This is a genomic window from Pantoea stewartii, assembly GCF_011044475.1.
GTDB classification, from domain to species: Bacteria; Pseudomonadota; Gammaproteobacteria; order Enterobacterales; family Enterobacteriaceae; genus Pantoea; species Pantoea stewartii.
In genome coordinates this window covers 1,911,598-1,936,499 of record NZ_CP049115.1, presented here as the reverse complement: position 1 = coordinate 1,936,499, position 24,902 = coordinate 1,911,598, and the positions used below count along the sequence as shown (strand labels likewise).

Annotated in this window: 24 protein-coding genes; 13 read left to right on the top strand and 11 right to left on the bottom strand. The window is 55.1% G+C overall.

Features of this window, described 5'->3' with window-relative positions:
- The first annotated feature begins 83 nt into the window (after positions 1-83).
- From mazG to queE, 5 genes are all read left to right on the top strand, one after another.
- Positions 84-872, top strand: coding sequence for a nucleoside triphosphate pyrophosphohydrolase (gene mazG, locus G5574_RS09160; RefSeq protein WP_033739678.1), 789 nt, complete (start codon positions 84-86; stop codon positions 870-872).
- A gap of 229 nt (positions 873-1,101) precedes the next feature.
- Complete coding sequence (pyrG, locus tag G5574_RS09155; RefSeq protein WP_006120762.1) at positions 1,102-2,739, top strand: glutamine hydrolyzing CTP synthase; 1,638 nt, start codon at positions 1,102-1,104, stop codon at positions 2,737-2,739.
- 76 nt (positions 2,740-2,815) lie between these two features.
- Positions 2,816-4,111, top strand: a complete 1,296-nt coding sequence (gene eno, locus G5574_RS09150; RefSeq protein ID WP_006120761.1) for a phosphopyruvate hydratase — start codon at positions 2,816-2,818, stop codon at positions 4,109-4,111.
- 227 nt (positions 4,112-4,338) lie between these two features.
- The gene (locus tag G5574_RS09145; RefSeq protein WP_164482526.1) at positions 4,339-5,454 is read left to right on the top strand and encodes an endonuclease/exonuclease/phosphatase family protein; all 1,116 of its coding nucleotides are present in this window, start codon (positions 4,339-4,341) and stop codon (positions 5,452-5,454) included.
- A 125-nt stretch (positions 5,455-5,579) separates the two neighbouring features.
- Positions 5,580-6,251, top strand: a complete 672-nt coding sequence (queE, locus tag G5574_RS09140) for a 7-carboxy-7-deazaguanine synthase QueE (RefSeq protein ID WP_006120759.1) — start codon at positions 5,580-5,582, stop codon at positions 6,249-6,251.
- Between the two features lie 33 nt (positions 6,252-6,284).
- Here the strand turns inward: queE and G5574_RS09135 are convergent, their stop codons facing one another.
- From G5574_RS09135 to G5574_RS09125, 3 genes are all read right to left on the bottom strand, one after another.
- A complete protein-coding gene (locus tag G5574_RS09135; protein WP_039338364.1) occupies positions 6,285-6,884 on the bottom strand; it encodes an inorganic diphosphatase in 600 nt (199 codons plus the stop codon).
- A 159-nt stretch (positions 6,885-7,043) separates the two neighbouring features.
- Positions 7,044-7,403, bottom strand: a complete 360-nt coding sequence (queD, locus tag G5574_RS09130; RefSeq protein ID WP_006120757.1) for a 6-carboxytetrahydropterin synthase QueD — start codon at positions 7,401-7,403, stop codon at positions 7,044-7,046.
- Positions 7,404-7,536: 133 nt separating this feature from the next.
- A complete protein-coding gene (locus G5574_RS09125) occupies positions 7,537-8,364 on the bottom strand; it encodes an arylamine N-acetyltransferase family protein (protein ID WP_058702184.1) in 828 nt (275 codons plus the stop codon).
- Between the two features lie 276 nt (positions 8,365-8,640).
- Here G5574_RS09125 and cysJ point away from each other — a divergent pair, with 276 nt between their 5' ends.
- Genes cysJ through G5574_RS09110 form a run of 3 tightly spaced genes read left to right on the top strand, consistent with a single transcriptional unit; the run spans position 8,641 to position 12,892 of the window.
- Complete coding sequence (gene cysJ, locus G5574_RS09120; RefSeq protein WP_164482525.1) at positions 8,641-10,443, top strand: NADPH-dependent assimilatory sulfite reductase flavoprotein subunit; 1,803 nt, start codon at positions 8,641-8,643, stop codon at positions 10,441-10,443.
- Entirely contained in the window at positions 10,443-12,164 is a 1,722-nt protein-coding gene (gene cysI / locus G5574_RS09115; protein WP_164482524.1) for an assimilatory sulfite reductase (NADPH) hemoprotein subunit, read from the top strand. The genes cysJ and cysI overlap by 1 nt, the downstream gene beginning before the upstream one ends.
- The gene (locus G5574_RS09110) at positions 12,161-12,892 is read left to right on the top strand and encodes a phosphoadenylyl-sulfate reductase (RefSeq protein ID WP_006120753.1); all 732 of its coding nucleotides are present in this window, start codon (positions 12,161-12,163) and stop codon (positions 12,890-12,892) included. The genes cysI and G5574_RS09110 overlap by 4 nt, the downstream gene beginning before the upstream one ends.
- Positions 12,893-12,983: 91 nt before the next feature.
- On the opposite strand, the gene G5574_RS09105 is transcribed toward G5574_RS09110, so the two are convergent.
- From G5574_RS09105 to G5574_RS09080, 6 genes are all read right to left on the bottom strand, one after another.
- On the bottom strand, positions 12,984-14,255 hold the full coding sequence (locus tag G5574_RS09105; protein ID WP_164482523.1) for an alanine racemase: 1,272 nt from the start codon (positions 14,253-14,255) through the stop codon (positions 12,984-12,986).
- 9 nt (positions 14,256-14,264) lie between these two features.
- Entirely contained in the window at positions 14,265-15,002 is a 738-nt protein-coding gene (locus G5574_RS09100; protein WP_033739676.1) for an amino acid ABC transporter ATP-binding protein, read from the bottom strand.
- Positions 15,002-15,643 (bottom strand): amino acid ABC transporter permease, encoded by a 642-nt coding sequence (locus G5574_RS09095; RefSeq protein WP_006120747.1) that lies wholly within the window; start codon positions 15,641-15,643, stop codon positions 15,002-15,004. Before G5574_RS09095 ends, G5574_RS09100 begins: the two co-directional genes overlap by 1 nt.
- Positions 15,640-16,377, bottom strand: coding sequence for an amino acid ABC transporter permease (locus tag G5574_RS09090; protein ID WP_164482522.1), 738 nt, complete (start codon positions 16,375-16,377; stop codon positions 15,640-15,642). Before G5574_RS09090 ends, G5574_RS09095 begins: the two co-directional genes overlap by 4 nt.
- Positions 16,378-16,425: 48 nt before the next feature.
- Entirely contained in the window at positions 16,426-17,268 is an 843-nt protein-coding gene (locus G5574_RS09085; RefSeq protein WP_039338353.1) for an ABC transporter substrate-binding protein, read from the bottom strand.
- 123 nt (positions 17,269-17,391) lie between these two features.
- Positions 17,392-17,784 carry a RidA family protein gene (locus tag G5574_RS09080; protein ID WP_033739549.1) on the bottom strand — a complete coding sequence of 131 codons (393 nt, stop codon included), beginning with the start codon at positions 17,782-17,784 and terminating at the stop codon, positions 17,392-17,394.
- A gap of 362 nt (positions 17,785-18,146) precedes the next feature.
- Here G5574_RS09080 and G5574_RS09075 point away from each other — a divergent pair, with 362 nt between their 5' ends.
- Complete coding sequence (locus G5574_RS09075) at positions 18,147-18,899, top strand: IclR family transcriptional regulator (protein WP_033739547.1); 753 nt, start codon at positions 18,147-18,149, stop codon at positions 18,897-18,899.
- A 43-nt stretch (positions 18,900-18,942) separates the two neighbouring features.
- Here G5574_RS09075 and G5574_RS09070 read toward each other — a convergent pair whose 3' ends face one another.
- Both G5574_RS09070 and G5574_RS09065 read right to left on the bottom strand, forming a co-directional pair.
- Positions 18,943-19,227 carry a YciI family protein gene (locus G5574_RS09070; RefSeq protein WP_033739545.1) on the bottom strand — a complete coding sequence of 95 codons (285 nt, stop codon included), beginning with the start codon at positions 19,225-19,227 and terminating at the stop codon, positions 18,943-18,945.
- 9 nt (positions 19,228-19,236) lie between these two features.
- Positions 19,237-20,247, bottom strand: a complete 1,011-nt coding sequence (locus G5574_RS09065; RefSeq protein WP_006120741.1) for an aminopeptidase — start codon at positions 20,245-20,247, stop codon at positions 19,237-19,239.
- Between the two features lie 251 nt (positions 20,248-20,498).
- Here G5574_RS09065 and cysG point away from each other — a divergent pair, with 251 nt between their 5' ends.
- Genes cysG through cysC form a run of 4 tightly spaced genes read left to right on the top strand, consistent with a single transcriptional unit; the run spans position 20,499 to position 24,878 of the window.
- Positions 20,499-21,914 (top strand): siroheme synthase CysG, encoded by a 1,416-nt coding sequence (gene cysG / locus G5574_RS09060; protein ID WP_033739542.1) that lies wholly within the window; start codon positions 20,499-20,501, stop codon positions 21,912-21,914.
- 11 nt (positions 21,915-21,925) lie between these two features.
- Positions 21,926-22,834: a sulfate adenylyltransferase subunit CysD gene (gene cysD / locus G5574_RS09055; RefSeq protein ID WP_006120739.1), complete on the top strand. Its 909-nt coding sequence runs from the start codon at positions 21,926-21,928 to the stop codon at positions 22,832-22,834.
- An 11-nt stretch (positions 22,835-22,845) separates the two neighbouring features.
- Positions 22,846-24,273, top strand: a complete 1,428-nt coding sequence (cysN, locus tag G5574_RS09050; RefSeq protein ID WP_164482521.1) for a sulfate adenylyltransferase subunit CysN — start codon at positions 22,846-22,848, stop codon at positions 24,271-24,273.
- On the top strand, positions 24,273-24,878 hold the full coding sequence (gene cysC / locus G5574_RS09045) for an adenylyl-sulfate kinase (RefSeq protein ID WP_033739539.1): 606 nt from the start codon (positions 24,273-24,275) through the stop codon (positions 24,876-24,878). The genes cysN and cysC overlap by 1 nt, the downstream gene beginning before the upstream one ends.
- Positions 24,879-24,902 lie beyond the last annotated feature (24 nt).

The window sequence follows — 24,902 nt, the reverse complement described above, 5'->3', positions numbered from 1 at the left end:
ATCAGGCGCACGTTTTGACCGACGTGCGCCTGGCTGCTTTTATCACCGCGTTTATGCCAACGAAACACCGGAAGGATTACCCTATGACGTCAATTGATCGCCTGCTGGGCATTATGAAAACCCTGCGCGATCCGCAACAGGGCTGCCCGTGGGATCGCGAGCAGACCTTTGCCACCATCGCGCCTTATACCCTGGAAGAAACCTACGAAGTGCTGGATGCGATCCAGCGCGAAGACTTCGACGATCTGCGGGGGGAGTTGGGCGATCTGCTGTTTCAGGTGGTGTTTTATGCCCAGATGGCACAGGAGCAGGGGCGCTTTAATTTTGATGATATCTGCCATGCCATCAGTGACAAGCTGGAACGTCGCCATCCGCATATTTTTGCGGAAGGCACCGCCGGGAACAGTGCTGAGGTGTTGAAAAACTGGGAGGCGATAAAAAGCGCGGAACGGGCAGAGAAAGCCCAGCATTCGGCACTGGACGATATTCCAAAAGCGCTGCCTGCGCTGATGCGCGCCCATAAAATTCAAAAGCGTTGCCACAATGTGGGCTTTGACTGGACCACGCTGGGCCCGGTGGTCGACAAGGTGCATGAAGAGATCGATGAGGTGATGCACGAGGCGCAGCAAAGCGTCGTCGACCCGCAAAAGCTGGAAGAAGAGATCGGCGATTTACTGTTTGCGACGGTTAACCTCTCGCGTCACTTGGGCAGCAAAGCCGAAATCGCGCTACAGAAGGCCAACGATAAGTTTGAGCGCCGTTTCCGTGCGGTGGAAGCAATCATTACTGCACAGGGACTGTCTATGCCTGGCGCCACGCTGGAACAAATGGAAGCGGCCTGGCAGCAGGTAAAAGCCGACGAAAAACGCTGATTATTCCAGCGCTGCGCATAAAGTGCGCGTTCGGGCTTACTCGATTCAGCTTCGCGTCAACTTTGTGATGTACGTCAACATTTTGTTAACCGCTATCCGCTAAGGTACGCGCAGCAATGCGTGAGGAGAGGGATGTGATTCATCAATTGTGGCTGATGGCGGTTTCCAGTATACTGTTTTCCCGTCCTGGTTATTCCACCGTCTTTAAACCTAAACTCTCAGGTTCAGCATGACAACGAATTATATTTTTGTGACCGGCGGGGTCGTTTCCTCTCTGGGTAAAGGCATTGCCGCAGCCTCCCTCGCAGCCATTCTCGAAGCGCGTGGTCTGAACGTGACCATCATGAAACTGGATCCGTACATTAACGTCGATCCGGGTACCATGAGCCCGACACAGCACGGTGAAGTATTCGTCACTGATGATGGGGCCGAAACCGATCTGGATTTGGGTCACTATGAGCGCTTCATCCGCACGAAAATGTCGCGCCGCAACAACTTCACCACTGGCCGTATCTACTCGGAAGTCCTGCGCAAAGAGCGCCGTGGCGACTATCTGGGTGCCACGATTCAGGTCATTCCGCATATTACTAATGCGATTAAAGAGCGCATTATCGAAGGTGGCGAAGGTCACGACGTCGTGCTGGTCGAAATCGGCGGTACGGTCGGTGATATCGAATCCCTGCCGTTCCTGGAAGCGATTCGTCAGATGGCCGTCGACGTGGGCCGCGAACATACGATGTACATGCACCTGACGCTGGTGCCTTACATGGCGGCAGCGGGCGAGGTCAAAACCAAGCCGACGCAGCACTCTGTAAAAGAACTGCTCTCTATCGGTATTCAGCCAGATGTCCTGATCTGCCGTTCCGATCGGGCGGTGCCGGCCAACGAGCGTGGCAAAATTGCCCTGTTCTGTAACGTGCCAGAAAAAGCCGTTATTTCGCTGAAAGACGTCGATTCCATCTACAAAATTCCAGGCATGCTGAAATCGCAGGGTCTGGATGACTATATCTGTAAGCGTTTCAATCTGAATGCTCCGGAAGCCAATCTGGCCGAGTGGGAGCAGGTGATTTATGAAGAAGCGAACCCGGGCGGCGAAGTCACCATTGGTATGGTGGGCAAATATGTCGAACTGCCGGATGCGTATAAATCTGTTATTGAAGCCCTGAAGCACGGCGGGCTGAAGAATCGCGTTACCGTCAACATCAAGCTGATCGACTCCCAGGACGTAGAAACCCGCGGTGTCGAGTTGCTGAAGGATTTAGATGCCATTCTGATTCCGGGTGGGTTTGGTTACCGCGGTGTCGAAGGCAAGCTGATGACGGCGAAATATGCCCGCGAAAACAACGTGCCTTATCTCGGCATTTGTCTTGGCATGCAGGTTGCCCTGATGGAGTTCGCGCGCAATGTTGCCGGTATGGAAGGCGCAAACTCCACAGAATTTGTGCCAGACTGTAAGTACCCGGTGGTCGCCTTGATCACCGAATGGCGTGACGAAGAAGGTAACGTTGAAGTCCGTTCTGAGCAGAGCGATCTGGGCGGTACCATGCGTCTTGGCAGCCAGCAGTGCCAGTTGACCCCGGAAAGCAAGGTTCGCCAGCTGTACGGTTCTGACACGATTGTTGAGCGCCATCGTCACCGCTACGAAGTGAATAATATGCTGCTGAAGCAAATTGAAGCAGCGGGTTTACGCGTGGCAGGACGTTCTGGCGACGATCAGTTGGTTGAGATCATTGAGATCCCGAACCATCCATGGTTTATTGCTTGCCAGTTCCACCCTGAGTTCACATCGACGCCACGCGATGGTCATCCGTTGTTTGCCGGGTTTGTGAAGGCAGCACATGAGCATCAGAAGCGTTTAGCGAAATAAGTTTAACGAACAACGCGCGAACTTTTCGCGCGTTGTTTGTCTTAGGATTGACTAACTTGTACTGAGGAAAATCGTAATGGCCAAAATCGTAAAAGTCATCGGTCGCGAAATTATCGACTCACGTGGCAACCCAACTGTTGAAGCTGAAGTGCACCTGGAAGGCGGCTTCGTAGGCCTGGCTGCAGCACCATCAGGTGCCTCTACCGGTTCTCGTGAAGCACTGGAACTGCGTGACGGTGACAAATCTCGCTTCCTGGGCAAAGGCGTAACTAAAGCGGTTGCTGCGGTTAACGGTCCGATTGCTGAAGCGGTAAAAGGCAAAGACGCGAAAGATCAGGCGAACATCGATAAAATCATGATCGACCTGGACGGTACTGAGAACAAATCTAACTTCGGTGCTAACGCCATTCTGGCTGTTTCACTGGCTGCGGCAAAAGCGGCGGCAGCCTCTAAAGGTCAGGCGCTGTATGAGCACATCGCTGAACTGAACGGCACCCCAGGCAAATATTCTATGCCACTGCCTATGATGAACATCATCAACGGTGGTGAGCACGCGGATAACAATGTCGACATTCAGGAATTCATGATTCAGCCTGTCGGCGCATCAAGCGTGAAAGAAGCGATCCGCATGGGTTCAGAAGTGTTCCACAACCTGGCGAAAGTGCTGAAAAGCAAAGGTATGAGCACAGCGGTAGGTGACGAAGGTGGCTATGCGCCAAACCTGGGTTCTAACGCCGAAGCGCTGGCGGTTATCGCGGAAGCGGTAAAAGCAGCAGGCTATGAGCTGGGTAAAGATATCACCCTGGCAATGGACTGTGCGGCATCTGAATTCTACAAAGATGGCAAATACGTGCTGGCCGGTGAAGGCGGTAAGGCCTTCACCTCTGAAGAGTTCACCCACTTCCTGGAAGATCTGACGAAGCAGTATCCGATCGTTTCTATCGAAGATGGCCTGGACGAATCTGACTGGGATGGCTTCGCCTACCAGACCAAAGTGCTGGGCGACAAAATCCAGCTGGTAGGTGACGACCTGTTCGTTACCAACACGAAGATCCTGAAAGAAGGTATCGAGAAAGGCATCGCGAACTCCATCCTGATCAAATTCAACCAGATCGGTTCACTGACCGAAACCCTGGCTGCGATTAAAATGGCGAAAGACGCAGGCTACACCGCTGTGATCTCTCACCGTTCAGGTGAAACCGAAGACGCGACCATCGCTGACCTGGCGGTCGGTACTGCTGCAGGCCAGATCAAAACCGGTTCAATGAGCCGTTCTGACCGTGTTGCGAAGTACAACCAGCTGATCCGTATCGAAGAAGCGCTGGGTTCAAAAGCGCCCTTCAACGGTCTGAAAGAAGTAAAAGGCCAGTAAGTTTACTGACTTCTGACTTCTGATGAAAACCCGCCCACGTGGCGGGTTTTTTTATGCCTTTGCCGTCAGGCTTCCTCACCTTTTTCTGCGACGTCTATGCTGTATACATCTGCGCTTAACACAACACACCGACACTGTATACACGAATCTGACGCATCCTGTTGCTCGCCTGAGGCGCATGAATCACCGCTTTCAGGCAAAGTTTAACTGGCTGAAGGAGAAAACCTGTGAGGCTGGCTTCGTATAACGTTGAAAACCTGTTTGATCGCGCCAGAGCGATGAATCAGAACGAATGGCGTGCAGGAAAACCGGTACTCGAAAAATTCGCCGAGCTGAATGCCCTGCTGGGGCAGGCTGAGTATACCGACGCGATGAAAAAACAGATGGTTGAACTGATGGTGGCGCTGGGACTGCAAAAGTCAGACACCGGGCCTTTTGTTCTCCTGCGGCGCAACCGGGGTAAACTGTTGATCCGACCCACAGACAACAGCGGCATTCGCATTATCGCCAATGGCCGTGCTGACTGGGTCGGATCGCTGGAACTGCGACGTGCGCCGATAGACGAGATTGCTATGGGATTAACGGCGCAGGTCATGACAGATCTCAGGGCGGATATCCTGACGGTCGTGGAAGCAGAAAGCCGCCCCGCGTTGCTGGAATTTAATAACACGATGCTGCCCGCACGCGGCGGCACGCCGTTTAATCATGTGATGGTGATTGATGGCAACGATGAGCGGGGCATTGATGTCGGGCTAATGAGCGCGGCAGACTTTGCTATCGACACAATCCGAAGCCATGTCGATGACAAAGATAAACAGGGCGAGCTGATTTTCTCGCGCGACTGTCCCGAATTCACGATTCCTTTGCCCGACGGTCAAACCCTGCTTGTGCTGGTTAACCATTTTAAAAGCAAAGGGTACGGTGCAAAAGCCAGCTCTGACGCCCGCCGTAAACGGCAGGCGGAGCGGGTCAAAGCGATATATCAGCAACGCATTAAAGACGGGCAAACCCTGATCGCGATCACGGGCGATTTTAACGACACGCCAGACAGCGAGGCCTTATCGCCGTTGCTGAAGGACACCGACCTGAAAGATATCTTTACCCATGAAAAGTTTGATAACGGTGGCTATCCCGGTACCTGGGGCGGTTGCAGCGCCAGTAATAAAATTGACTATATTTTGCTGTCGCCCGCCCTGTGGAAAAAGGTCGAAAAAGGCGGCGTGTGGCGCAAAGGGATGTGGCCCGGTGTTCGCCCGGTAAAATGGGAAACCTATCCCGAACTGAAAAAAGAGGTGAATGCGGCGTCTGATCATGCGGCGGTGTGGGTGGATCTGGCCCTCTGATCCCGCCTGCTGTCCTCCTGTCGCCTGGCGCGTTCACAGCAGATCGCGTCGGTTCAGCATCACCTGACATGATCTCAGCGCTGAGTTCTGCGATAATCGCGTTTTAAAACTTCACAGAGATGATTATGCAGTACCCGATTAACGAAATGTTCCAGACGCTGCAAGGCGAAGGCTATTACACCGGCGTGCCGGCGATTTTCATCCGCTTACAGGGATGTCCGGTAGGATGCAGTTGGTGTGACACCAAACACACCTGGGAAAAACAGGCGGATCGGGAAACAGCATTAGGCGATATTCTGGTTAAAACGGTGGAAAGCGATGCCTGGGGCAACGCGGATGTGCCAATGCTGCTCAGCAGCATCGCGCAACAGGGCTGGACTGCCCGTCACATTGTGATCACCGGCGGAGAACCGGCCATCTACGATTTGCGCCCACTGACCGACGCGCTGGAAGCCGCAGGGTTTCAGTGCCAGATCGAAACCAGCGGGACCCACGAAATCCACTGCTCTGCACAAACCTGGGTGACCGTGTCGCCGAAAGTTAATATGCGCGGCGGTTATGATGTCCTGGCACAGGCGCTGAGCCGTGCAGATGAGATCAAACATCCGGTAGCACGGCAACGTGATGTGGAGGCCTTAGACGATTTACTGGCCGGGATTCAGGACACAAAAGCGCGCATTATTGCGCTGCAGCCGATCAGTCGCAAAGATGATGCGACTAAACTGTGTATCGAAACCTGCATTGCGCGCAACTGGCGCCTGTCGATGCAGACGCATAAATACCTGAATATTGCCTGACAGCAAAAAGGCGGCCCTGGCCGCCTTTTTCATTTACTGTTTCGCTTTCCAGGTTTCATAAGCCTGCTTAATCTCCGCTTTTGCGGCGTTCGCGTCTTCAAACCCTTTCAGCTCAACCTTCTTACGGCCCTCGGGCAGTTCCTTGTAAACGCGAAAAAAAGCCTCCAGCCGCTGCTGCTCCATTTTGGGCAAATCGGCTACCGTCTGAATCGCATCATAGGTTGGATCGACATGACTGGCGGGCACGGCGACAATTTTGTCATCCACTTCGCCGCCGTCGATCATTTTCAGTACGCCAATCGGGCGCAGTTTAATGAGTGTCCCGGGGGCGAGTGGGGCGCGCGTATAGAAGATCACATCCAGCGGATCGTTATCACCGCCCAGTGATTGCGTCAGCGAACCGTAGTTAGCCGGATACGCAACCGGCATGGACTGAAAACGGTCGGCAACGATGAAACCGGTTTTCGCATCGGTTTCATATTTAATGATGCCGCCTGCCGGAATTTCCGTGACGGCATAGAAGGCATCCGGCAGCGTTTCGGGTTGCGGGAAGTTAAGGATGTTTTCCGCCTGAACGGCGGCAGAGGCAGTGATAAAAACGGACAAGGCCAGAAAAGGCTTTCTCAGGTTCATTGTTGATTCTCTTGATCTTTAATGAAGGAGAGAACAGCCTGGTCGGTAAAGATGACAGCGGGATGACAGCCGACGGAACGTTACAATGCACATGTCAGCAACCCTGCCGACTGATCAACCCTGTGCCCGATCAGCCGCCCGTTGGCGAAGGGCGGCCGGTTAGCCGCGGTAGGTACAGCCTGCGGTGCAGGTTTCTTTAATCATGACCGCGCTCAGCAACGGCAGGCGAGGCTTCATATGATCCCAAATCCATTTGGCCAGCACTTCGCTGGTCGGATTCTCCAGTCCCGGAATGTCATTGAGGTAATAATGATCAAGCCGGTCATAAAGGGGTTTAAAGGCCGCTTTCAGTTCGGCAAAATCCATCACCCAGCCGGTATGCGCATCCACTTCGCCGGTGATTTCCAGACGCACCAGGAAGGAGTGACCGTGCAAACGACCGCATTTGTGTCCGGCCGGTACATTAGGTAAATGGTGTGCGGCTTCGAACTGGAACTCTTTAAATAACGTGGTAGACATAATCGCTCTCAGGCATTAAAAACGGGCCGAATTCTACCTGAAAAGCAGCTTTTTCGCACCCGTTAAGCGCAGTTTGCTCAGCCAATCGCCAGAATGGTTAAGCGCATCAGGGCGTTAACCCGGCATAAAGCCGTTAACCGTTGTGCGACACGTCGGCGGGAAGACGCGCCACGATTTCTTCGGCGATACCGAAATGTTCAATTAACAACTGATGTTGTTGTGATTGTGACAGCGGCGTGAAGCTTTCGCTTCCGTCCTGGGCTCTTACTACCTGCTCACCTTTAACGATGCCGGTGAGTGTTTCATGACCTGCCCGACGAATCAGCAGTGCACCGTCAAAGCGACTGGTGTTGCGGCTTTTTTGATGGCGCGCCTGAAAGTCAGCGAAGGGGATATTAAGCGCCAGGAGCTGACAATCCAGCCTTGCCCGACCTAACGGCTTCCAGTTAATCAACCAACTATCGCCCTGCTGATGAACCTGCGTGCCCCAGACGGGATGCGCATACTCTGCTACCTCAAGCGGCAGCGGATGGCCATGAAGCATCGTAGCATCCACCACCAGAGGACGATCGTCGAGGGTGACCAACAGCAGACCATGACCGGGAGAATCGACGGGGGACGGACGCGAGGACAGCATCCTGGAGACACCGAGTTGCGCACGAAATCCCAGTTGCATGAGCAGCGCAAAGAGTGCGCCATGACCGGCCCAGCAGGTGCCGCCGGTGCCGAATTGTAGCCAGTGCGTGAAAAAATCGTCGGCCGTAGTGCCGGGCAACGGTTGGGAAGGAGGATCGTTCGCGAGAATGCGTCGGCGGATATTGTCGAAGGGCACCTTCTGGCACCAGGCGCGATAAAGCGCCTGAAGCCCGGCCGCATCTGGGGCAGGGGAGTGATCCAGGCCCAGTTTATCCAGGATTCGCTCTGTCAGCGCAGGCGATAATGCAGTTACTGTCTCAGGCACCCGATCCTCTCGTATCGTCGCTTTGGCAATTCGTTATGCCACGTATTCAGGGCAATCACCCGCCATTAATCAGAGCGGGAAGGATGATTACCTGAGTCTGTTGATGACCGTCAGGATTACCACTTTTAACGATTAATTGTATCTGAAAAACCATTTAGTCATTTTGGTTATTTGATATGTCGAAGGCGTCTTTAATCGTTAATATAGCTGGCTGTACCCTTCTCTCTCTTCCGCCACTATTCGGTCCGGATTTCTGCTACTGGAATTTTTATCGCGATGACGACTCAGGCACCAGGTTCACTGCTTCCGCTCTCTCCGGAGCAACTTGCCCGTTTAGAGGCAGCAACGACAGATTTTTCCACCACTCAAATGGCGTGGCTCTCAGGCTACTTCTGGGGCAAAGTCAATCATGCGCCTGGTCAGGCGGTGGCCAGCGCTCCGGCACAGCCTGAAGCGCCCGCGATTACGCTGCTTTCCGCCTCGCAAACCGGCAACGCCCGTCGGGTGGCTGAACAGCTCCGCGATGACCTGCAGGCCGCAAAGCTGACCGTGAATCTGGTAAACGCCGGCGACTACAAATTTAAACAAATCGGCCAGGAAAAGCTGCTGATTGTGGTGACCTCCACGCAAGGGGAAGGCGAGCCGCCGGAAGAAGCCGTTGCGCTGCATAAATTCCTGATGTCGAAAAAAGCGCCCAAAATGGACGGTGCGGCTTTTGCCGTACTGGGTCTGGGCGACACTTCCTATGAATTCTTCAGCAAGGCGGGCAAAGATTTCGATACACGGCTGGCTGAGCTGGGGGCGGAACGCCTGCTGGATCGGGTTGATGCCGATGTTGACTATGCTGAGCAGGCCAGCGCCTGGCGCAAGGCGCTCACCGACATTCTGAAAGCACGGGTCCCGACGGCCTCGCCCGCACAGGCGGCGGCAACCGTGGCGGGCAGCGTCAATGAAGTGTCCACCAGCCCCTATTCCAAAACGCAGCCCCTCAGCGCGAGTTTATCGGTCAATCAGAAAATCACCGGCCGCGATTCGGATAAAGACGTCCGCCATATCGAAATTGATTTGGGCGATTCAGGTTTGCGCTACCAGCCCGGCGATGCGCTGGGCGTCTGGTATGAAAACGATGCCGCGTTGGTCAGCGAACTGCTGGAGCTGGTGTGGTTAAAAGGCGATGAGCCAGTTGACGTACAGGGCCAGACGCTGCCGCTGGCAGAGGCGCTGCAGAAACATTTCGAGTTAACGGTCAACACCGCGCAAATTGTGGCGCAGTACGCCACTTTATCCCGCAACGATGAACTGCTGTCGCTGGTGGATGACAAAGCTAAACTTCAACAGTACGCGCAACGTTATCCGATTGTCGATATGGTTCGCCTGGCGCCTGCGCAACTGACGGCTGAGCAGCTGACCGGCCTGCTGCGTCCCTTAACCCCGCGCTTGTATTCGATTGCCTCTTCGCAGGCGGAGACCGATACCGAAGTGCATATCACCGTGGGTGCGGTACGTTTTGATATCGAAGGACGGCAGCGCGGCGGCGGCGCATCAACCTGGCTGGCAGACCGTGTTGAAGAAGACGGCGAAGTCCGGGTGTTTATCGAACATAATGATAACTTCCGCCTGCCGGAGAATCCCGATGCACCTGTGATCATGATTGGTCCGGGCACCGGAATCGCCCCGTTCCGCGCCTTTATGCAACAGCGTGATAACGATGGGGCCAGCGGGAAAAACTGGCTGTTCTTTGGCAATCCGCACTTTACGGATGACTTTCTGTATCAGGTGGAATGGCAGAAATATGTTAAAGACGGCCTGTTAACGCACATCGATCTGGCCTGGTCGCGCGATCAGGCAGAGAAAATATACGTACAAGATAAAATCCGCGCGAAGGGTGCGGAAGTCTGGCGCTGGATTCAGGATGGCGCGCACCTGTATGTCTGCGGCGATGCAAATCGCATGGCAAGAGACGTTGAGCAGGCGTTACTGGATGTGGTGGTCGAGCACGGTGCTATGGATCGTGAAACGGCTGACGAATTTTTAAGTGAGCTGCGCATTGAGCGCCGCTATCAGCGAGACGTTTACTAATGACTGAAAAATACCCTGGACCGCTGGTGGTTGAAGGCAAACTGACGGATGCAGAGCGGTTAAAAAAAGAGAGCAATTACCTGCGTGGGACCATTCTTGACGATCTTGAGGATGGACTGACCGGTGGTTTCAGCGGCGACAACTTCCTGCTGATCCGTTTTCACGGCATGTACCAGCAGGATGATCGCGATATTCGCGCAGAACGCGCCGAGCAAAAGCTGGAACCGCGCCATGCCATGATGCTGCGCTGCCGCCTGCCGGGTGGGATTATCACGCCGACCCAGTGGCTGGCGATCGATAAGTTTGCCACCGAGAAAACGCTCTACGGCAGCATTCGTCTGACGAACCGTCAGACGTTCCAGTTTCACGGCATCCTGAAAAAGAACGTCAAACCTACGCATCAGATGCTGCATGAAGTGGGGCTGGATGCGCTGGCGACGGCGAATGACGTTAACCGTAACGTCCTGTGTACCTCCAACCCGGTGGAATCCGCGTTGCATCAGGAAGCCTACGAATGGGCGAAAAAGCTGTCAGAACATCTGCTGCCGCAAACCCGCGCCTATGCTGAGATCTGGTGGGATCAGGAGAAAGTCGCCACAACCGACGAAGAGCCGATCCTGGGGGAAACCTACCTGCCGCGTAAGTTTAAAACCACGGTGGTGATCCCGCCGCACAATGATGTCGATCTGCACGCTAACGATCTGAACTTTATTGCCATTGCGGAAAACGGCAAGCTGGTCGGCTTTAACCTGCTGGTGGGCGGCGGTTTGTCCATTGAGCACGGTAACAAAGCGACCTATGCCCGTACTGCCAGCGAATTCGGCTATTTTCCGGTAGAGAAGATTCTGGACGTCGCCGCGGCGGTGGTTACCACGCAGCGCGACTGGGGCAACCGTACCGATCGTAAAAACGCCAAAACCAAATACACGCTGGAGCGCGTGGGCGTTGACACCTTTAAGGCCGAAGTTGAGAAGCGCGCCGGTGTGACGTTTGAGCCGACGCGCCCTTACGAATTCACTACACGCGGCGATCGTTTCGGCTGGATCAAAGGTATCGACAACAAATGGCATCTGACGCTGTTCATTGAAAACGGCCGTCTGCTGGATTATACGGGACGTCCGTTAAAAAGCGGCATCGCCGAAATCGCCAAAATCCATCAGGGCGATTTCCGCCTGACCGCCAACCAGAATCTGATCGTGGCGGGCGTGCCAGAAAGCCAGAAAGCGCAGATTGAGGCGATTGCCCGTGAACATGGACTGATGGAAAATGTGACGCCTCAGCGAGAAAACTCAATGGCCTGCGTGGCGTTTCCGACCTGTCCACTGGCTATGGCGGAGGCTGAGCGTTTCCTGCCGTCTTTCGTCACCCGGGTTGAAGCGATCATGCATAATCACGGCGTCGGTGAAGAGCACATCGTGCTACGCGTTACCGGTTGTCCGAACGGCTGTGGCCGTGCAATGCTGGCAGAAGTGGGCCTGGTCGGGAAAGCGCCAGGGCGTTACAACCTGCACATTGGGGGTAACCGTATCGGCACGCGTATCCCACGTATGTATCGTGAAAACATTACCGAACCTGAAATTCTCGCCACAATTGATGAGCTGGTAGGGCGCTGGGCGAAAGAGCGCGAGGCCGCAGAAGGCTTTGGCGACTTCGTGATCCGTGCGGGCATCGTTGCACCGGTGCTGGACCCTGCGCGCGACTTCTGGCAGGAGGCAAAATGAGTATCGATCTTGCAGCACTGAATGCGATGTCGAAGGTCCAGCGCGCGATGGCGCTGGCCGCGACGAATGCCCAACTGGAAAAAGCCTCTGCGGAAGAACGCGTAAGCTGGGCACTGGAAAACCTGCCGGGTGCTTATGTGCTCTCGTCCAGCTTTGGTATTCAGGCTGCCGTATCGCTACATCTGGTCACGCGTGTGCAACCCGATATTCCGGTTATCCTCACGGATACGGGCTATCTGTTTCCGGAAACGTATCGCTTTATAGATGAGCTGGCCGACCAGCTCAATCTCAACCTGAAGGTGTTCCGCGCCGAAACGTCGCCTGCCTGGCAGGAAGCGCGTTATGGCAAGCTGTGGGAACAAGGGGTTGAAGGCATTGAGCAGTACAATCAAATCAACAAAGTTGAGCCGATGAACCGGGCACTGGAAACGCTGGGCGCCCAGACCTGGTTTGCGGGCCTGCGTCGCGATCAGTCAGGCAGTCGTGCCAGTCTGCCGGTGCTGGGCGTTCAGCGCGGTGTGTTTAAAGTGCTGCCGATTATTGACTGGGATAACCGCCAGGTTCATCAGTATCTGCAAACCCATAATCTGAAATACCATCCGTTGTGGGACGAAGGCTACCTGTCGGTGGGAGATACGCACACCACGCGTAAGTGGGAGCCGGGCATGGCGGAAGAAGAAACACGTTTCTTTGGCCTGAAACGCGAGTGCGGCTTGCACGAAGGCTGATGAAGACAGCATAACAAAACGGGCGATTCGGATGAATCGCCCGTTTTGCTATGGGCCGGGTCGCGGCCTCAGCGGTGGAGATTCTCTGCGGTCAGAACGCGGTTTCTACGCTGTCCACGACGCGGTAGTCGTCATCGACCAGCGGAAGATAGCGCCACTTATCAAAAGCGGTACAGGGATGAGAAATACCGCATCCTACCCAGTCGCCCGGCTGAAGGGATTCATCCGCAGGCAGGCGCAGATAGGCATGCTGATCGTTAACCTCGCTGATCGACAGATGTGTGCCGGATCGCGGTGCGCTGCCGTCAGCGGCACGCATCCACAGCGGGACAGGTAAATCCTGATCGAAAGGGACATCGCGTCGGCCAAAGTCCAGCAGCGCCAGTCCCGGTTCCGGACGGGACAGTACGCGTCCCCAGATTTCCAGCGCGGCTTCAAAATGGTGGCCTGAGCCCGGCTGCGCAAAGGGGGCGATACGGGAATAGAGACCGCTGTCGTGTGCCATATACGCACCCGAGCGAATTAAAGGCTGAACCGGTAGCGGCAGCGTGGCCTGGGTAAAGCACGCTGTCACCACATCAAACCAGGCACCCCCACCGGCGCTCAGCAGAATGGTCTCACTCTGAAACAGCTGGCGTTCAGCCAGCAGAGTGGCGGTAGATAACATGACGTTGCAGTAGTGCTGAATTAACGCCACGCCCGCTGCATCACGCGCGGCACCCAGCGCCCCTTCATAGCCCGCGACACCGACAAGCTGCAGGTGACGACTCCGGGCGATGCGTTCAGCTATCCTCAGCACTTCCTCCTCGGTTCGGCATCCTGTTCTGCCGCCGGGAATCGATACTTCAATCAACACGGCAATGGCCGTATCGCCCAAGTTCTCTTCCAGCAACGTGATGCCCGCCAGTGAGTCCACATAACAGAGAAAGCCGTGGTCAGGATGCTGGCGCTGCCATTCACCGATCCAGCGAATACCGGCAGGATCGACTAACTCGTTTGCCAGAAAGACATTGCGGATACCAAAGTGTCGCAGGGCACGGACCTGAGCGGGCGTGGCGGCGCTGATGCCCCATGCACCGCCCTGACTGACAGCTCGCCGTAAGATGGTCGGTGCCATCGACGTTTTACCGTGCGCCGCCAGCATGACACCTTTTTCGCGACAGAATGCCGCGAGTTGCTGCAGGTTATTCTCCAGTGCGGCCTGTTTCATGACCATCACCGGCGAAAACACCGCTGCGCTGCGCAGGACGTCGGTGCCGATCTCAAGCGGCGCCGCGCCGGTACCGGCAACGGATTTAAAACGGGGCGATGGCTGCGCGGCATCCAGCGTGGCATCCGCGTTTAGCGGAAGACGTAAAGACATAGCGGCTCCTTAATGCTCAAGAACGCGTGACAGAAACTGTTGCGTGCGTGGATTCTGGGGATGCCCGAAAATGGCGTCTGGTGTGCCCTGTTCGGCAATCACGCCCTGATCCATAAACACCACCCGGTCGGCGGTTTTGCGGGCAAAGCCCATCTCATGCGTCACCACAACCATGGTCATCCCTTCACGCGCCAGCCCGCGCATGACTTCCATGACTTCGCCGACTAATTCGGGATCGAGTGCGGAGGTCGCTTCGTCGAAAAACATGATTTTGGGCTGTACCGCCAGCGCGCGTGCGATAGCCACACGTTGCTGTTGTCCGCCCGAAAGCTGAGAAGGATAGTGGCCGGCGCGGTCAGCCAGTCCGACGCGTTCCAGCGCGGCCATGCCGCGCGCGTTTGCCTCTGCGACGGAGAGTTTCTGGGCTTTAATCAAGGCCAGCGTGACGTTGCCCAGTGCCGTTTTGTGGGGAAACAGATTGAACTGCTGAAACACCATGCCGACGTGCCCACAGATATCACGACTCCGTTTTTGATCGTGCAGCGGTATGCCGTTAACCCAAATTTCGCCGCCGTCGGCTTTTTCCAGACCGCTCATAATGCGCAGTACCGTACTTTTACCCGAACCGGACGCTCCGATCAGCACCAGAACCTCGCCCGGCGAGACATCCAGACTGATTTCTTTCAGAACCTGAGTCGCGCCGAATGACTTCGTGATCCGGCTCAGGGTAATGGCTGCATTTTTCATCATAACGGGTTCCTGGTTTGCTGGTGTTGCACCCAGCGAGAAAGCGGGTAACAAAGCGCGAAGTAGAGCAGGGCGACCAGACCATAAATCAGCACCGGCTGCCCGATACGATCAACGATGGCCTGGCCCTGATGCATCAGTTCAGACATGCCGATCATGCTGACAATCGAGGTATCTTTGATGAGCGACAGATACTGGCCGACAAGCGGGGGCAAGACGATCCCACGGGTTTGCGGCAGGATAACGCTGGTGAAGGTCTGTCGTCTGGACAGGCCGAGGATCCAGGAAACCTCCCACTGGCCTTTCGGGACCGCCTCAATGCCACCACGAAAGATCTCGGCAATGTATGCGCCCTGATAAATGCTCAGCCCCAAAATGCCCGCGGCAAACAGGTTGATGTCATAGCCAAAATACGCCACGCCAAAGTAGATAAACATCAGCGTGATCAAAACCGGTGTGCCGCGAAACAGCTCGGTATAGATCACCGCAATCTGCCGGGCGACAGGCAGACGGCTGGTCCGCAAGACGGCGGCCAGAAGGCCAAGCAACGTACTGCCGACAATGGCGGCAACCGACAGCAACAACGTAATTATCAGACCGCGCCACAACAATGGCAGGCTGCTGAGAATCAGTTCGCTCATTGGACCGGCTCCTGTTTAGCGGAAGGTGACAGCATTTTTCTGGCCTGTGACCAGAGCGGCCTTTTTACGGCGACGACCAGCGGTGGCATGAACAGCCGACGTCCCGCAACCGTCCCTAACCACGAGAACAGGTTGCTGAGAAACAGGTAGACCAGCGCGACAACGCTAAAGGTCTGGATGTAGAGCAGCGTCCGGGCGTTAATCACGGTGGCTGTGCCCGTCAGTTCCGGTAGCGCAATCGCTGACAGCAGTGAGGTGCCCAGCAACAGCTGAATCAGGTTATTCACGATAGCGGGCCAGACCGCGCGCGCTGCCTGGGGCATGACCACATTGATAAACATCTGGCGGCGGCTGATGCCCAAAATCCAGGCGGCTTCGAGCTGACCTTTAGGAACCGACTGAATCCCGGCCCGGAAAATCTCGGCCAGATAGGCTCCGACGTTAATGCCCAACGCCAGCACACCCGCCGTAAACGCACTCATGGTGATGCCCAGCGAAGGCAGCCCAAAGAACACGATGAATATTTGCAACAGCACGGGCGTGTTACGGATAAATTCAACATAGCCGTTGCTCATCCAGCGAACAGGCGCAAAGCGGGCGGCTTTTGCCACGGCAGCCAGCAATCCCAGCGCCAGCGCCAGCATAAACGCCAGCAGCGTCACCTGAAGCGTCAGCCAGGTCGCGGCGAGAAAGGTGTCGGCATACTGCCAGAGTGTCAGCCATTGATAGCGCATAGGAAGCCTCCTTAACAGGACGCAGGACATCACCTGCGTCCTCTCTGGTCAGAACTGCGGATTCAGCGGATAGCGAGGTTTACTGCCAAACCATTTCTGGTAGAGCTGGGCATTCTCACCGGATGCATTAATTTCAAACAGGAACTCGTTGAGGTAGTTCGTCCAGATCTGATCGCCCTGTTTAACACCAAACGCGTTATATTCCAGCGGGACCAGCGCTTCGTTTGTCACTTCCAGCGTCGGATCGAGCTTGGCCTGGTAGGCGAGGAAGTTGTTATCCTCAATCATCGCATCGGCTTGTCCCTGTTTCACCGCCAGGATAGCGGCCTGAGAAGAGTCATATTCCTGAATCTTCACGTCGATCCCCATGCTGCGTACTTCGTCGCCGTTGGTCGAGCCTTTCACGGTCGCAATGGTTTTGCCCGCCATGTCGTGGGCCGATTTGATCCCGCTCGCTTTACGCACCAGCATGGCTTCACTGGCCACCACGTAGGGCTGAGTAAAGCCAATCTCTTTCGCGCGCGTCAGGTTACGGGTAAAATTACAGAACACGACATCCACTTTGTTGGTTTGCAGATTGGGAATACGGTTAGCGCTGGTGGTATTCACCATTTCCAGTTTGACGCCCATCTCTTTTGCCAGCGCTTTCGCCAGGTCGACATCGTAACCATCCGGATTACCCGCTTTATCGTAAAAACCGAACGGTGCAAAACTCAGGCAATCGCCCACCCGCAATGTGCCGCGCTGAAGAACGGTTTGTAGCGTGGATGGCGGTGCTGCACCTGCGGTTTCGTTTTTATTTTCGGTCGGTGTACAACCGGTCAGCGCCGCGACGGTGAGCAGAGCGGGAAGGAGCCGGACGAATACATTTTGCTGGAAAGTGGTATTCATATTTCTTCTCTCAAATAAAAGAGGGATATCACCAACATTATTAAATAATGTGGCGGGATATTTTTTAATTATGGCTTTTCTGTTGGATGCGTTTATTTTTACCAGGCGAATAAACCGCAGCTATTATTTTCGTCCGGCATTAAAACACGTCATATCGACTTCGACTTTGCAATCCACAACCAGGTCCTGCACGCTGCAGATTCGGGCGGGCGGATGGTCGTGAAAAAGTTCACTAAACACTTTATTAAACGAACTAAAGTACCGGGCATCCGTCAGGACCGCCGTCACATGCACCACGTCCTTAATCTGATAACCCGCTTCCCGCATGATGGTCAGGCAGTTTTCAAAGGCCAGCCGAGTTTGCTCAATGATGCCGCCCTCTACGACTTCACCGCCTGTCATCGGTGTTTGCCCGGAGATATAAAGCCAGCCATCGGCTTCGACCGCACGTGCAAAAGGCAGTTTTTGTCCTCCGGTTCCGACGCCGCCTTCCGTACCGTAACGCTTGATAGTCATACTTATGCCCTTAAAATCGTCACTTCGCTTTGTCTGGTATACCGGAATTCAATCTGCAATACCGGATAGGTCGAGATTTGCACAATGTTAATTATTTTGCAATAGCGAGTAACGGGATTATTTTTTAGCATTAACGTATGGCTCACGAATATTTTTTATTAATGATTAGTTTTTTAAATTAAAAGTGATCGATGTCTCTTTTTTTAATTCAGTGTGCGCGTTTTTGGTGCCCCAATAATTAGCATCAGGAGGAAAAAGAAAAGGATGGTTATTGTGCGCGTACTCAGGTAAAACCGTGTTGGCTGTGTATGATGGCGGCCTGAACCGATTTAACGTGGCGATGCCGGTAGGAGAAAAGTGGTATGCAGGAAGATAAACCCGCCAGAGCGCGCGGCGTGGACCGCGTAATTGATATTTTCCGTCAGCTGCATATTGCCCGCCAGCCGATGGCGATGCGCGAACTGATTGAAGCGACCGGTGCGCCGCGTTCCAGCGTTTATGAACTGGTTAATCTGCTGAGTGAGGCAGGGCTGGTTGAACTGGATGCAGAAGGCAGCGTGTATTTTGGCCGCGAAATGCACTATTACGGTGCGGACTACATGGCGCACAATCCCCTGATTCGCCGCGCGCATCAATTAATGATCGAGATGGTTGCTGAGCATGGCGAAACCGTGCAGCTGTGCATGCTGGAAGGCAATAAATATACGGTGGTGCTGTCAGAGAGCAATGCGCATCCTTTCAAAATCACCTCAGACATCGGCGTTAAAATTCCGATTCCCTGGACCGCAACGGGCCGTCTGCTGTTGAGTAACTGGAGTGATGAGGCGATTCTGGCCCTGATCCCCGAGGAGGATTACCGGCTGGCCAATGGTAACGTCTTAGATAAGCAGGCTTTTCTGACCGATATTCATCGGGCGGGCCATCAGGGCTATTCGATGACGGAAGGGCTGTCTGAAAGTTTTACCTGTTGTATGGCCGCCCCGATTCGCGCCCGAAACGATCTGGCCGTGGCCGCGATTTGTTTTATGGTCAGTCGGGATACGCCCGAGGAGCGACGTCAGATGCTGTTAAAAACGCTTATTAACGCGGGGCAAAAGCTGTCTGACTTTACCTGAACCGACAGAAGAGCCTGCTTCTTCTGTCGGTCACACTGACGCGCTAATAACCTTTGAGGACCGCGACTTCATCGGCTGCGCGCGTAATGTTGACGTTAGTGACCTCGTAATGGGCCACCGCAACAAAAGGATCGTCCGCCAGAATGTGATCTAACCGGGCGCGCGGCATTGCTTTGACCATAATCATGCCGCCGGTACGCGGATCCTTTCGGCCCGCAGCGATAAAGTCGCCGCTGTTAAAATGCTGATCCAGCCACGTAATGTGCGGAGCCAGCAGGGCCTCGACGTCCTCAATCGGGCGGAAATAGTTCAGGTAAACGATGTACATCGTAGCTCCTCACACTTTGGGGTTGGTTAGTTCACTCAGTAACGGCAGCAGGACTTTCACACTGTCATGGGTGCGCAGACTGATACGACCGGGCAGCCAGTGATCCAGGAAATCCAGATTGTCGCGGTCGGTCTGATGCCAGGTGGTACCGTCAGGGAAATGCCGGGAACGGCGGCGCTGTTGGTCGCCGTCTTTGCTGCCTGCGTTCCAGTTTCTGGCGGTGACATCCAGTAAGGGAAAACCTGCCGCATCGAAAGGATTAACACCGTGAAAGTCATTTTTCGTGAGCTGACGACTGGCGGCGGAAATGCCAAAACGACGCGCCAGCAGCAGGGCGCGTTCGCTGGTCTGTTTGCGTACGGCACGCGGCGTGTTCATACCGCTGTTGAAATAGAGGTGGTCGCCCGTAATCAAACTGTTGAGATCGATTACCAGCAGCGTATTCTTCTTCTCTTTCTCGCTCATGCGCGCCACATAATCGTCCATGCCATGCAGATGGGATTCGCTGGCGCTGAGCGCCACAAAGCGCACCCCGTAATGAAGCGGCTTATGGCTTAACTGCTTAGCCAGTTCCAGCATCACGCCTAATCCGGAAGCATTATCATCCACGCCTTGCAAACGCAGGCCACCCAGGCCGCGCGCCTGCTCATTGTCGCTGAGTGGAATCCAGGTATCCAGGCTGGCAATCACCAGAATTTCCTGTGGGGCGCTGCCTTCCCGTGCGGCGATCACCGAGGTCGCGGTAAGCTTGCGCCAGCGCGATGTGCCATCACGTTCCTGCCACGTGTAACCCGTATTGAACTGTCGGGTATTGGTTTCAAACCCCAGGGCCGTAAACTGATGTTGCAGGTATTCCGCCGCCATCAACTCGGCCGGGCTGCCGCTCATGCGACCGGGAAAGTACGTTGAGATATGACGGACCTGCTGTTCGGCGAAGTGTCCTGTGAGGTCGGTCAGGGCCTGAGCGCTGAAGATCACGCTGCCACCAAGCAGTGCGGCCAGGCGGAGAAAGGCAAGCATGTCGGGTTCCTTGTGGCTTATTCCTAAAAAGGAGGGGCATTTTTTGTGGCCTAGTATGAAACTGTGATGCTCATTACACAATTTGAATCGTCCTGAAAGGCCTGTAGGATCATCCGCTAAGCACATTTTGTTCTGAGCTTTTCTTTAGCGTTATTCCATTCGGTAACATCTCATTCCAATTCGTAATTTCATCTCAATTCACCAGGGAACGTATAGTCGCGATAACGCATCGTAACAACACCAGGGTTAACGTGGATTATTTGCCTCTTTTTGCCGATCTCGCGGGTCGACCTGTACTGGTCGTGGGCGGGGGAGATATCGCGGCGCGCAAGATTGAATTGCTGCGTCGGGCGGGGGCGCGCATTCAGATTGCCTCACGCGAGCTGTGCCCGGAGTTACAAACCTTACTGGATGAACAGCAGCTTGAATGGCTGGCGACGGCTTTTGAGCCTGCACAACTAGACAAGGTGTTTCTGGTCATTGCCGCGACCGACGATAACGCGCTGAATGCGCAGGTTTATGACGAGGCCAATGCCCGCCATAAACTGGTCAATGTCGTCGACGATCAGCCGAAATGCAGTTTTATTTTCCCCTCCATCGTAGACCGCTCACCGCTGGTGGTGGCGATCTCCTCCAGCGGGACGGCACCGGTCCTTGCCCGCATGTTACGTGAAAAGCTGGAAACGTTGCTGCCGTCTCATCTGGGCCAGATGGCCGAGCTGGCGGGGCAGTGGCGTGACAAAGTCAAAGCCCGCTTCAGTCGCATGTCCGATCGCCGCCGCTACTGGGAACGGATCTTTAACGGCCGCTTTGCCAGTCAGATGGCAACAGGCGATGTTGAGGCCGCCAAAGCGACGCTGGACAGCGAACTGGGCGATCAGCCGCCCCGGCAGGGCGAGATTATCCTTGTCGGTGCCGGGCCGGGCGACAGCGGTCTGCTGACGCTGCGCGGGCTGCAGGTGATGCAACTGGCCGATGTGGTGCTCTATGACCATCTGGTTAGTGAAGAGGTGCTGGATCTGGTTCGACGCGATGCCGACCGTATCTGCGTGGGCAAGCGTGCCAGCGCGCATCTGTTACCGCAGGACGAAATCAACCAACTGATGGTGCAGCTGGCGCAGAAAGGCAAGCGCGTGGTGCGGTTGAAAGGCGGCGATCCGTTTATCTTCGGCCGCGGCGGCGAAGAGTTACAGGCCGCCCAGCAGGCGGGCATTCCGTTCCAGGTCGTGCCTGGCGTTACCGCTGCCGCTGGCGCAACCGCCTACGCCGGTATCCCGCTGACGCACCGTGATTACGCGCAGAGCGTTCTGTTTATTACCGGTCACTGTCGGCCGGACAGTGATGACATTGACTGGCCGTCCCTGGCGCGCGCGCGACAAACGCTGGCGATTTATATGGGTGCGATGAAGGCCGCCGAAATCAGTCGACAGCTTATTCTCCATGGACGCGCGGCGTCGACGCCGGTGGCGGTAATTGGCCGCGGCACCCGGTCCGACCAACAGGTTCTGACCGGCACGCTTGAACATCTTGAAACGCTGGCAGCGTCAGCGCCTTCCCCGGCCCTGCTGGTGATTGGGGAAGTGGTTAATTTACACGGGCAACTTGCCTGGTTTCAGCATTCGGCACAGCAGGGGGCTCGTGAGTCCGCCGTTGTCAATCTGGCTTGAGAGGAAAAACGATGGATCAAAAACGACTCACTCATCTGCGCCAACTGGAGGCAGAGAGTATCCATATCATCCGTGAAGTGGCAGCCGAATTTGGCAATCCGGTCATGATGTATTCTATCGGCAAGGATTCTTCTGTGATGCTGCATCTGGCACGCAAAGCCTTCTATCCGGGTACGCTGCCCTTCCCGTTGCTGCATGTCGATACCGGCTGGAAGTTTCGTGAGATGTACGAATTCCGCGATCGCACCGTAAAAGCGATGGGGGCCGAACTGCTGGTGCATCGCAACCCGGAAGGCGTGGCGATGGGCATTAATCCCTTTGTGCACGGCAGTGCCAAACACACCGACATCATGAAAACCGAAGGCCTGAAGCAGGCCCTGAACAAATACGGTTTCGATGCGGCCTTTGGTGGCGCGCGCCGTGATGAAGAGAAGTCACGCGCTAAAGAGCGTATCTACTCATTCCGTGACCGTTTTCATCGCTGGGACCCGAAAAACCAGCGCCCGGAACTGTGGCACAACTATAACGGCCAGATTAACAAAGGCGAGAGCATCCGTGTTTTCCCGCTGTCAAACTGGACCGAGCTGGATATCTGGCAGTACATCTTCCTGGAAAACATTGAGATTGTTCCGCTCTATCTTGCCGCGCCGCGTCCGGTACTGGAACGTGACGGCATGCTGATGATGATCGATGACGACCGTATCAACCTTCAGCCAGGTGAAGTGATTAAACAGCGCATGGTGCGTTTCCGTACCCTGGGATGCTGGCCGCTCACCGGTGCGGTGGAATCTGAAGCGCAAACCTTGCCTGAGATTATTGAAGAGATGCTGGTTTCGACCACCAGCGAGCGTCAGGGCCGGGTGATTGACCGCGATCAGTCCGGTTCGATGGAACTGAAAAAACGTCAGGGTTATTTCTAAGGAGACGCCAGATGAATACCTTAATTGCACAACAAATTGCCGAACAGGGCGGCGTTGAAGCCTGGCTGACCGCACAACAATACAAAAGCCTGCTGCGTTTTCTGACCTGCGGCAGCGTGGACGATGGGAAAAGTACGCTGATCGGTCGCCTGCTGCACGACACCCGACAAATCTACGAAGATCAGCTGTCGTCATTACAAAGTGACAGTAAACGTCATGGTACGCAGGGCGAAAAACTGGATCTGGCCCTGCTGGTGGATGGCCTGCAAGCCGAGCGTGAGCAGGGCATCACCATTGACGTCGCTTACCGCTATTTCTCTACCGAGAAGCGCAAATTCATCATTGCCGACACGCCGGGGCATGAGCAGTACACCCGCAATATGGCGACGGGGGCATCGACCTGCGATCTGGCTATTCTGCTGATCGACGCCCGTAAAGGCGTGCTGGACCAGACCCGCCGCCACAGCTTCATTTCCACTCTGCTGGGAATCAAGCATCTGGTCGTGGCGATCAACAAAATGGATCTGGTGGACTATCAGCAGTCTGTGTTCGAGCAGATCAAACAGGATTATCTCGATTTTGCCGGACAACTGCCCGACGACCTGGATATTCGTTTCGTGCCGATGTCGGCGCTGGAAGGCGAAAACGTCGCCTCACAGAGTCAAAGCATGCCTTGGTACACTGGTCCGACCTTACTGGACGTGCTGGAAACGGTGGAGCTGAACGCAGTCGTCGATCATCAGCCGATGCGGTTTCCGGTGCAGTACGTTAACCGTCCCAATCTTGATTTCCGGGGTTATGCCGGTACGCTCGCGTCCGGGACCGTAAAGGTGGGCCAGCGGGTTAAAGTGCTGCCCTCCGGCGTTGAATCGACTGTTGCCCGCATCGTGACCTTTGATGGCGATTTGCAGGAGGCGGGCGCGGGTGAAGCCATTACGCTGGTTCTCAACGATGAGATTGATATCAGTCGTGGCGATCTGCTTGTGGAGGCAAGCGCGGAACTGCGTGCGGTTCAGTCAGCCACCGTCGATGTGGTGTGGATGGCAGAGCAGCCGTTACAGGCCGGGCAAAGTTACGATGTAAAAATTGCGGGCAAAAAAGCGCGCGGTCGTGTTGAAAAGGTCATTCATCAGGTTGAGATTAACTCGCTGGAAAAACGCGAGGCGGACAGCCTGCCGCTGAATGGCATTGGTCTGGTGACGTTTACCTTTGACGAACCGCTGGTGCTCGACAGCTATCAGGATAACCCGGTCACCGGCGGAATGATTATCATCGATCGTCTGAGTAACGTGACCGTCGGGGCTGGGCTTATTCATGAGCCGCTGGCCGATAACCCCCAGCAGCACGGTGAATTTAGTGCGTTTGAACTGGAACTGAATGCGCTGGTTCGTCGTCATTTCCCGCACTGGAATGCACGCGATCTGCTGGGCGGTCAGTAATGGCCCGGCATGATGAAAATGTCGTATGGCATGACCATCCCGTCACGCGCGATGCGCGTGAACAGCAGCACGGCCATCAGGGCGTGGTGCTGTGGTTCACCGGCCTTTCGGGGTCGGGAAAATCCACCGTGGCTGGCGCGCTGGAACAGGCGTTACACCGCATAGGCGTCAGCACCTATCTGCTGGACGGCGACAACGTGCGTCATGGCCTGTGCCGCGATCTGGGCTTTAGCGATGCCGATCGTAAAGAGAATATCCGCCGGGTAGGCGAAGTCGCAAAACTGATGGTGGATGCGGGGTTAGTGGTGCTGACCGCGTTTATCTCACCGCATCGGGCCGAGCGTCAAATGGTGCGTGATCTGCTGGATGAAGGCCGGTTTATTGAGGTTTATGTCGATACACCGTTGGCAGTCTGTGAAGCGCGCGACCCGAAAGGGTTATACAAAAAAGCCCGCGCGGGCGAATTGCGAAATTTCACCGGTATAGACAGCGTTTATGAAGCGCCGGAACAGCCAGAAATCCGGCTTAATGGGGAACAATTGGTTACAAAACTGACGCCCCAATTATTAGATCTGCTGCGCCAGCGCGATATTATCAGTTCCTGAACAGACAGCGGCAGAGCGCATTCC

Bases quoted from the DNA above. Each gene is read 5' to 3' on its own strand.
- G5574_RS09105 (WP_164482523.1), bottom strand. From the start codon at position 14,255: ATGTCTTTACGTCTTCCGCTAAACGCGGATGCCACGCTGGATGCCGCG.
- queE (WP_006120759.1), top strand. From the start codon at position 5,580: ATGCAGTACCCGATTAACGAAATGTTCCAGACGCTGCAAGGCGAAGGC.
- G5574_RS09110 (WP_006120753.1), top strand. From the start codon at position 12,161: ATGAGTATCGATCTTGCAGCACTGAATGCGATGTCGAAGGTCCAGCGC.
- cysI (WP_164482524.1), top strand. From the start codon at position 10,443: ATGACTGAAAAATACCCTGGACCGCTGGTGGTTGAAGGCAAACTGACG.
- cysN (WP_164482521.1), top strand. From the start codon at position 22,846: ATGAATACCTTAATTGCACAACAAATTGCCGAACAGGGCGGCGTTGAA.
- G5574_RS09100 (WP_033739676.1), bottom strand. From the start codon at position 15,002: ATGAAAAATGCAGCCATTACCCTGAGCCGGATCACGAAGTCATTCGGC.
- G5574_RS09090 (WP_164482522.1), bottom strand. From the start codon at position 16,377: ATGCGCTATCAATGGCTGACACTCTGGCAGTATGCCGACACCTTTCTC.
- G5574_RS09085 (WP_039338353.1), bottom strand. From the start codon at position 17,268: ATGAATACCACTTTCCAGCAAAATGTATTCGTCCGGCTCCTTCCCGCT.
- cysJ (WP_164482525.1), top strand. From the start codon at position 8,641: ATGACGACTCAGGCACCAGGTTCACTGCTTCCGCTCTCTCCGGAGCAA.
- eno (WP_006120761.1), top strand. From the start codon at position 2,816: ATGGCCAAAATCGTAAAAGTCATCGGTCGCGAAATTATCGACTCACGT.
- G5574_RS09095 (WP_006120747.1), bottom strand. From the start codon at position 15,643: ATGAGCGAACTGATTCTCAGCAGCCTGCCATTGTTGTGGCGCGGTCTG.
- pyrG (WP_006120762.1), top strand. From the start codon at position 1,102: ATGACAACGAATTATATTTTTGTGACCGGCGGGGTCGTTTCCTCTCTG.
- G5574_RS09080 (WP_033739549.1), bottom strand. From the start codon at position 17,784: ATGACTATCAAGCGTTACGGTACGGAAGGCGGCGTCGGAACCGGAGGA.
- mazG (WP_033739678.1), top strand. From the start codon at position 84: ATGACGTCAATTGATCGCCTGCTGGGCATTATGAAAACCCTGCGCGAT.
- G5574_RS09135 (WP_039338364.1), bottom strand. From the start codon at position 6,884: ATGAACCTGAGAAAGCCTTTTCTGGCCTTGTCCGTTTTTATCACTGCC.
- cysD (WP_006120739.1), top strand. From the start codon at position 21,926: ATGGATCAAAAACGACTCACTCATCTGCGCCAACTGGAGGCAGAGAGT.
- cysC (WP_033739539.1), top strand. From the start codon at position 24,273: ATGGCCCGGCATGATGAAAATGTCGTATGGCATGACCATCCCGTCACG.
- G5574_RS09070 (WP_033739545.1), bottom strand. From the start codon at position 19,227: ATGTACATCGTTTACCTGAACTATTTCCGCCCGATTGAGGACGTCGAG.
- G5574_RS09075 (WP_033739547.1), top strand. From the start codon at position 18,147: ATGCAGGAAGATAAACCCGCCAGAGCGCGCGGCGTGGACCGCGTAATT.
- G5574_RS09065 (WP_006120741.1), bottom strand. From the start codon at position 20,247: ATGCTTGCCTTTCTCCGCCTGGCCGCACTGCTTGGTGGCAGCGTGATC.
- queD (WP_006120757.1), bottom strand. From the start codon at position 7,403: ATGTCTACCACGTTATTTAAAGAGTTCCAGTTCGAAGCCGCACACCAT.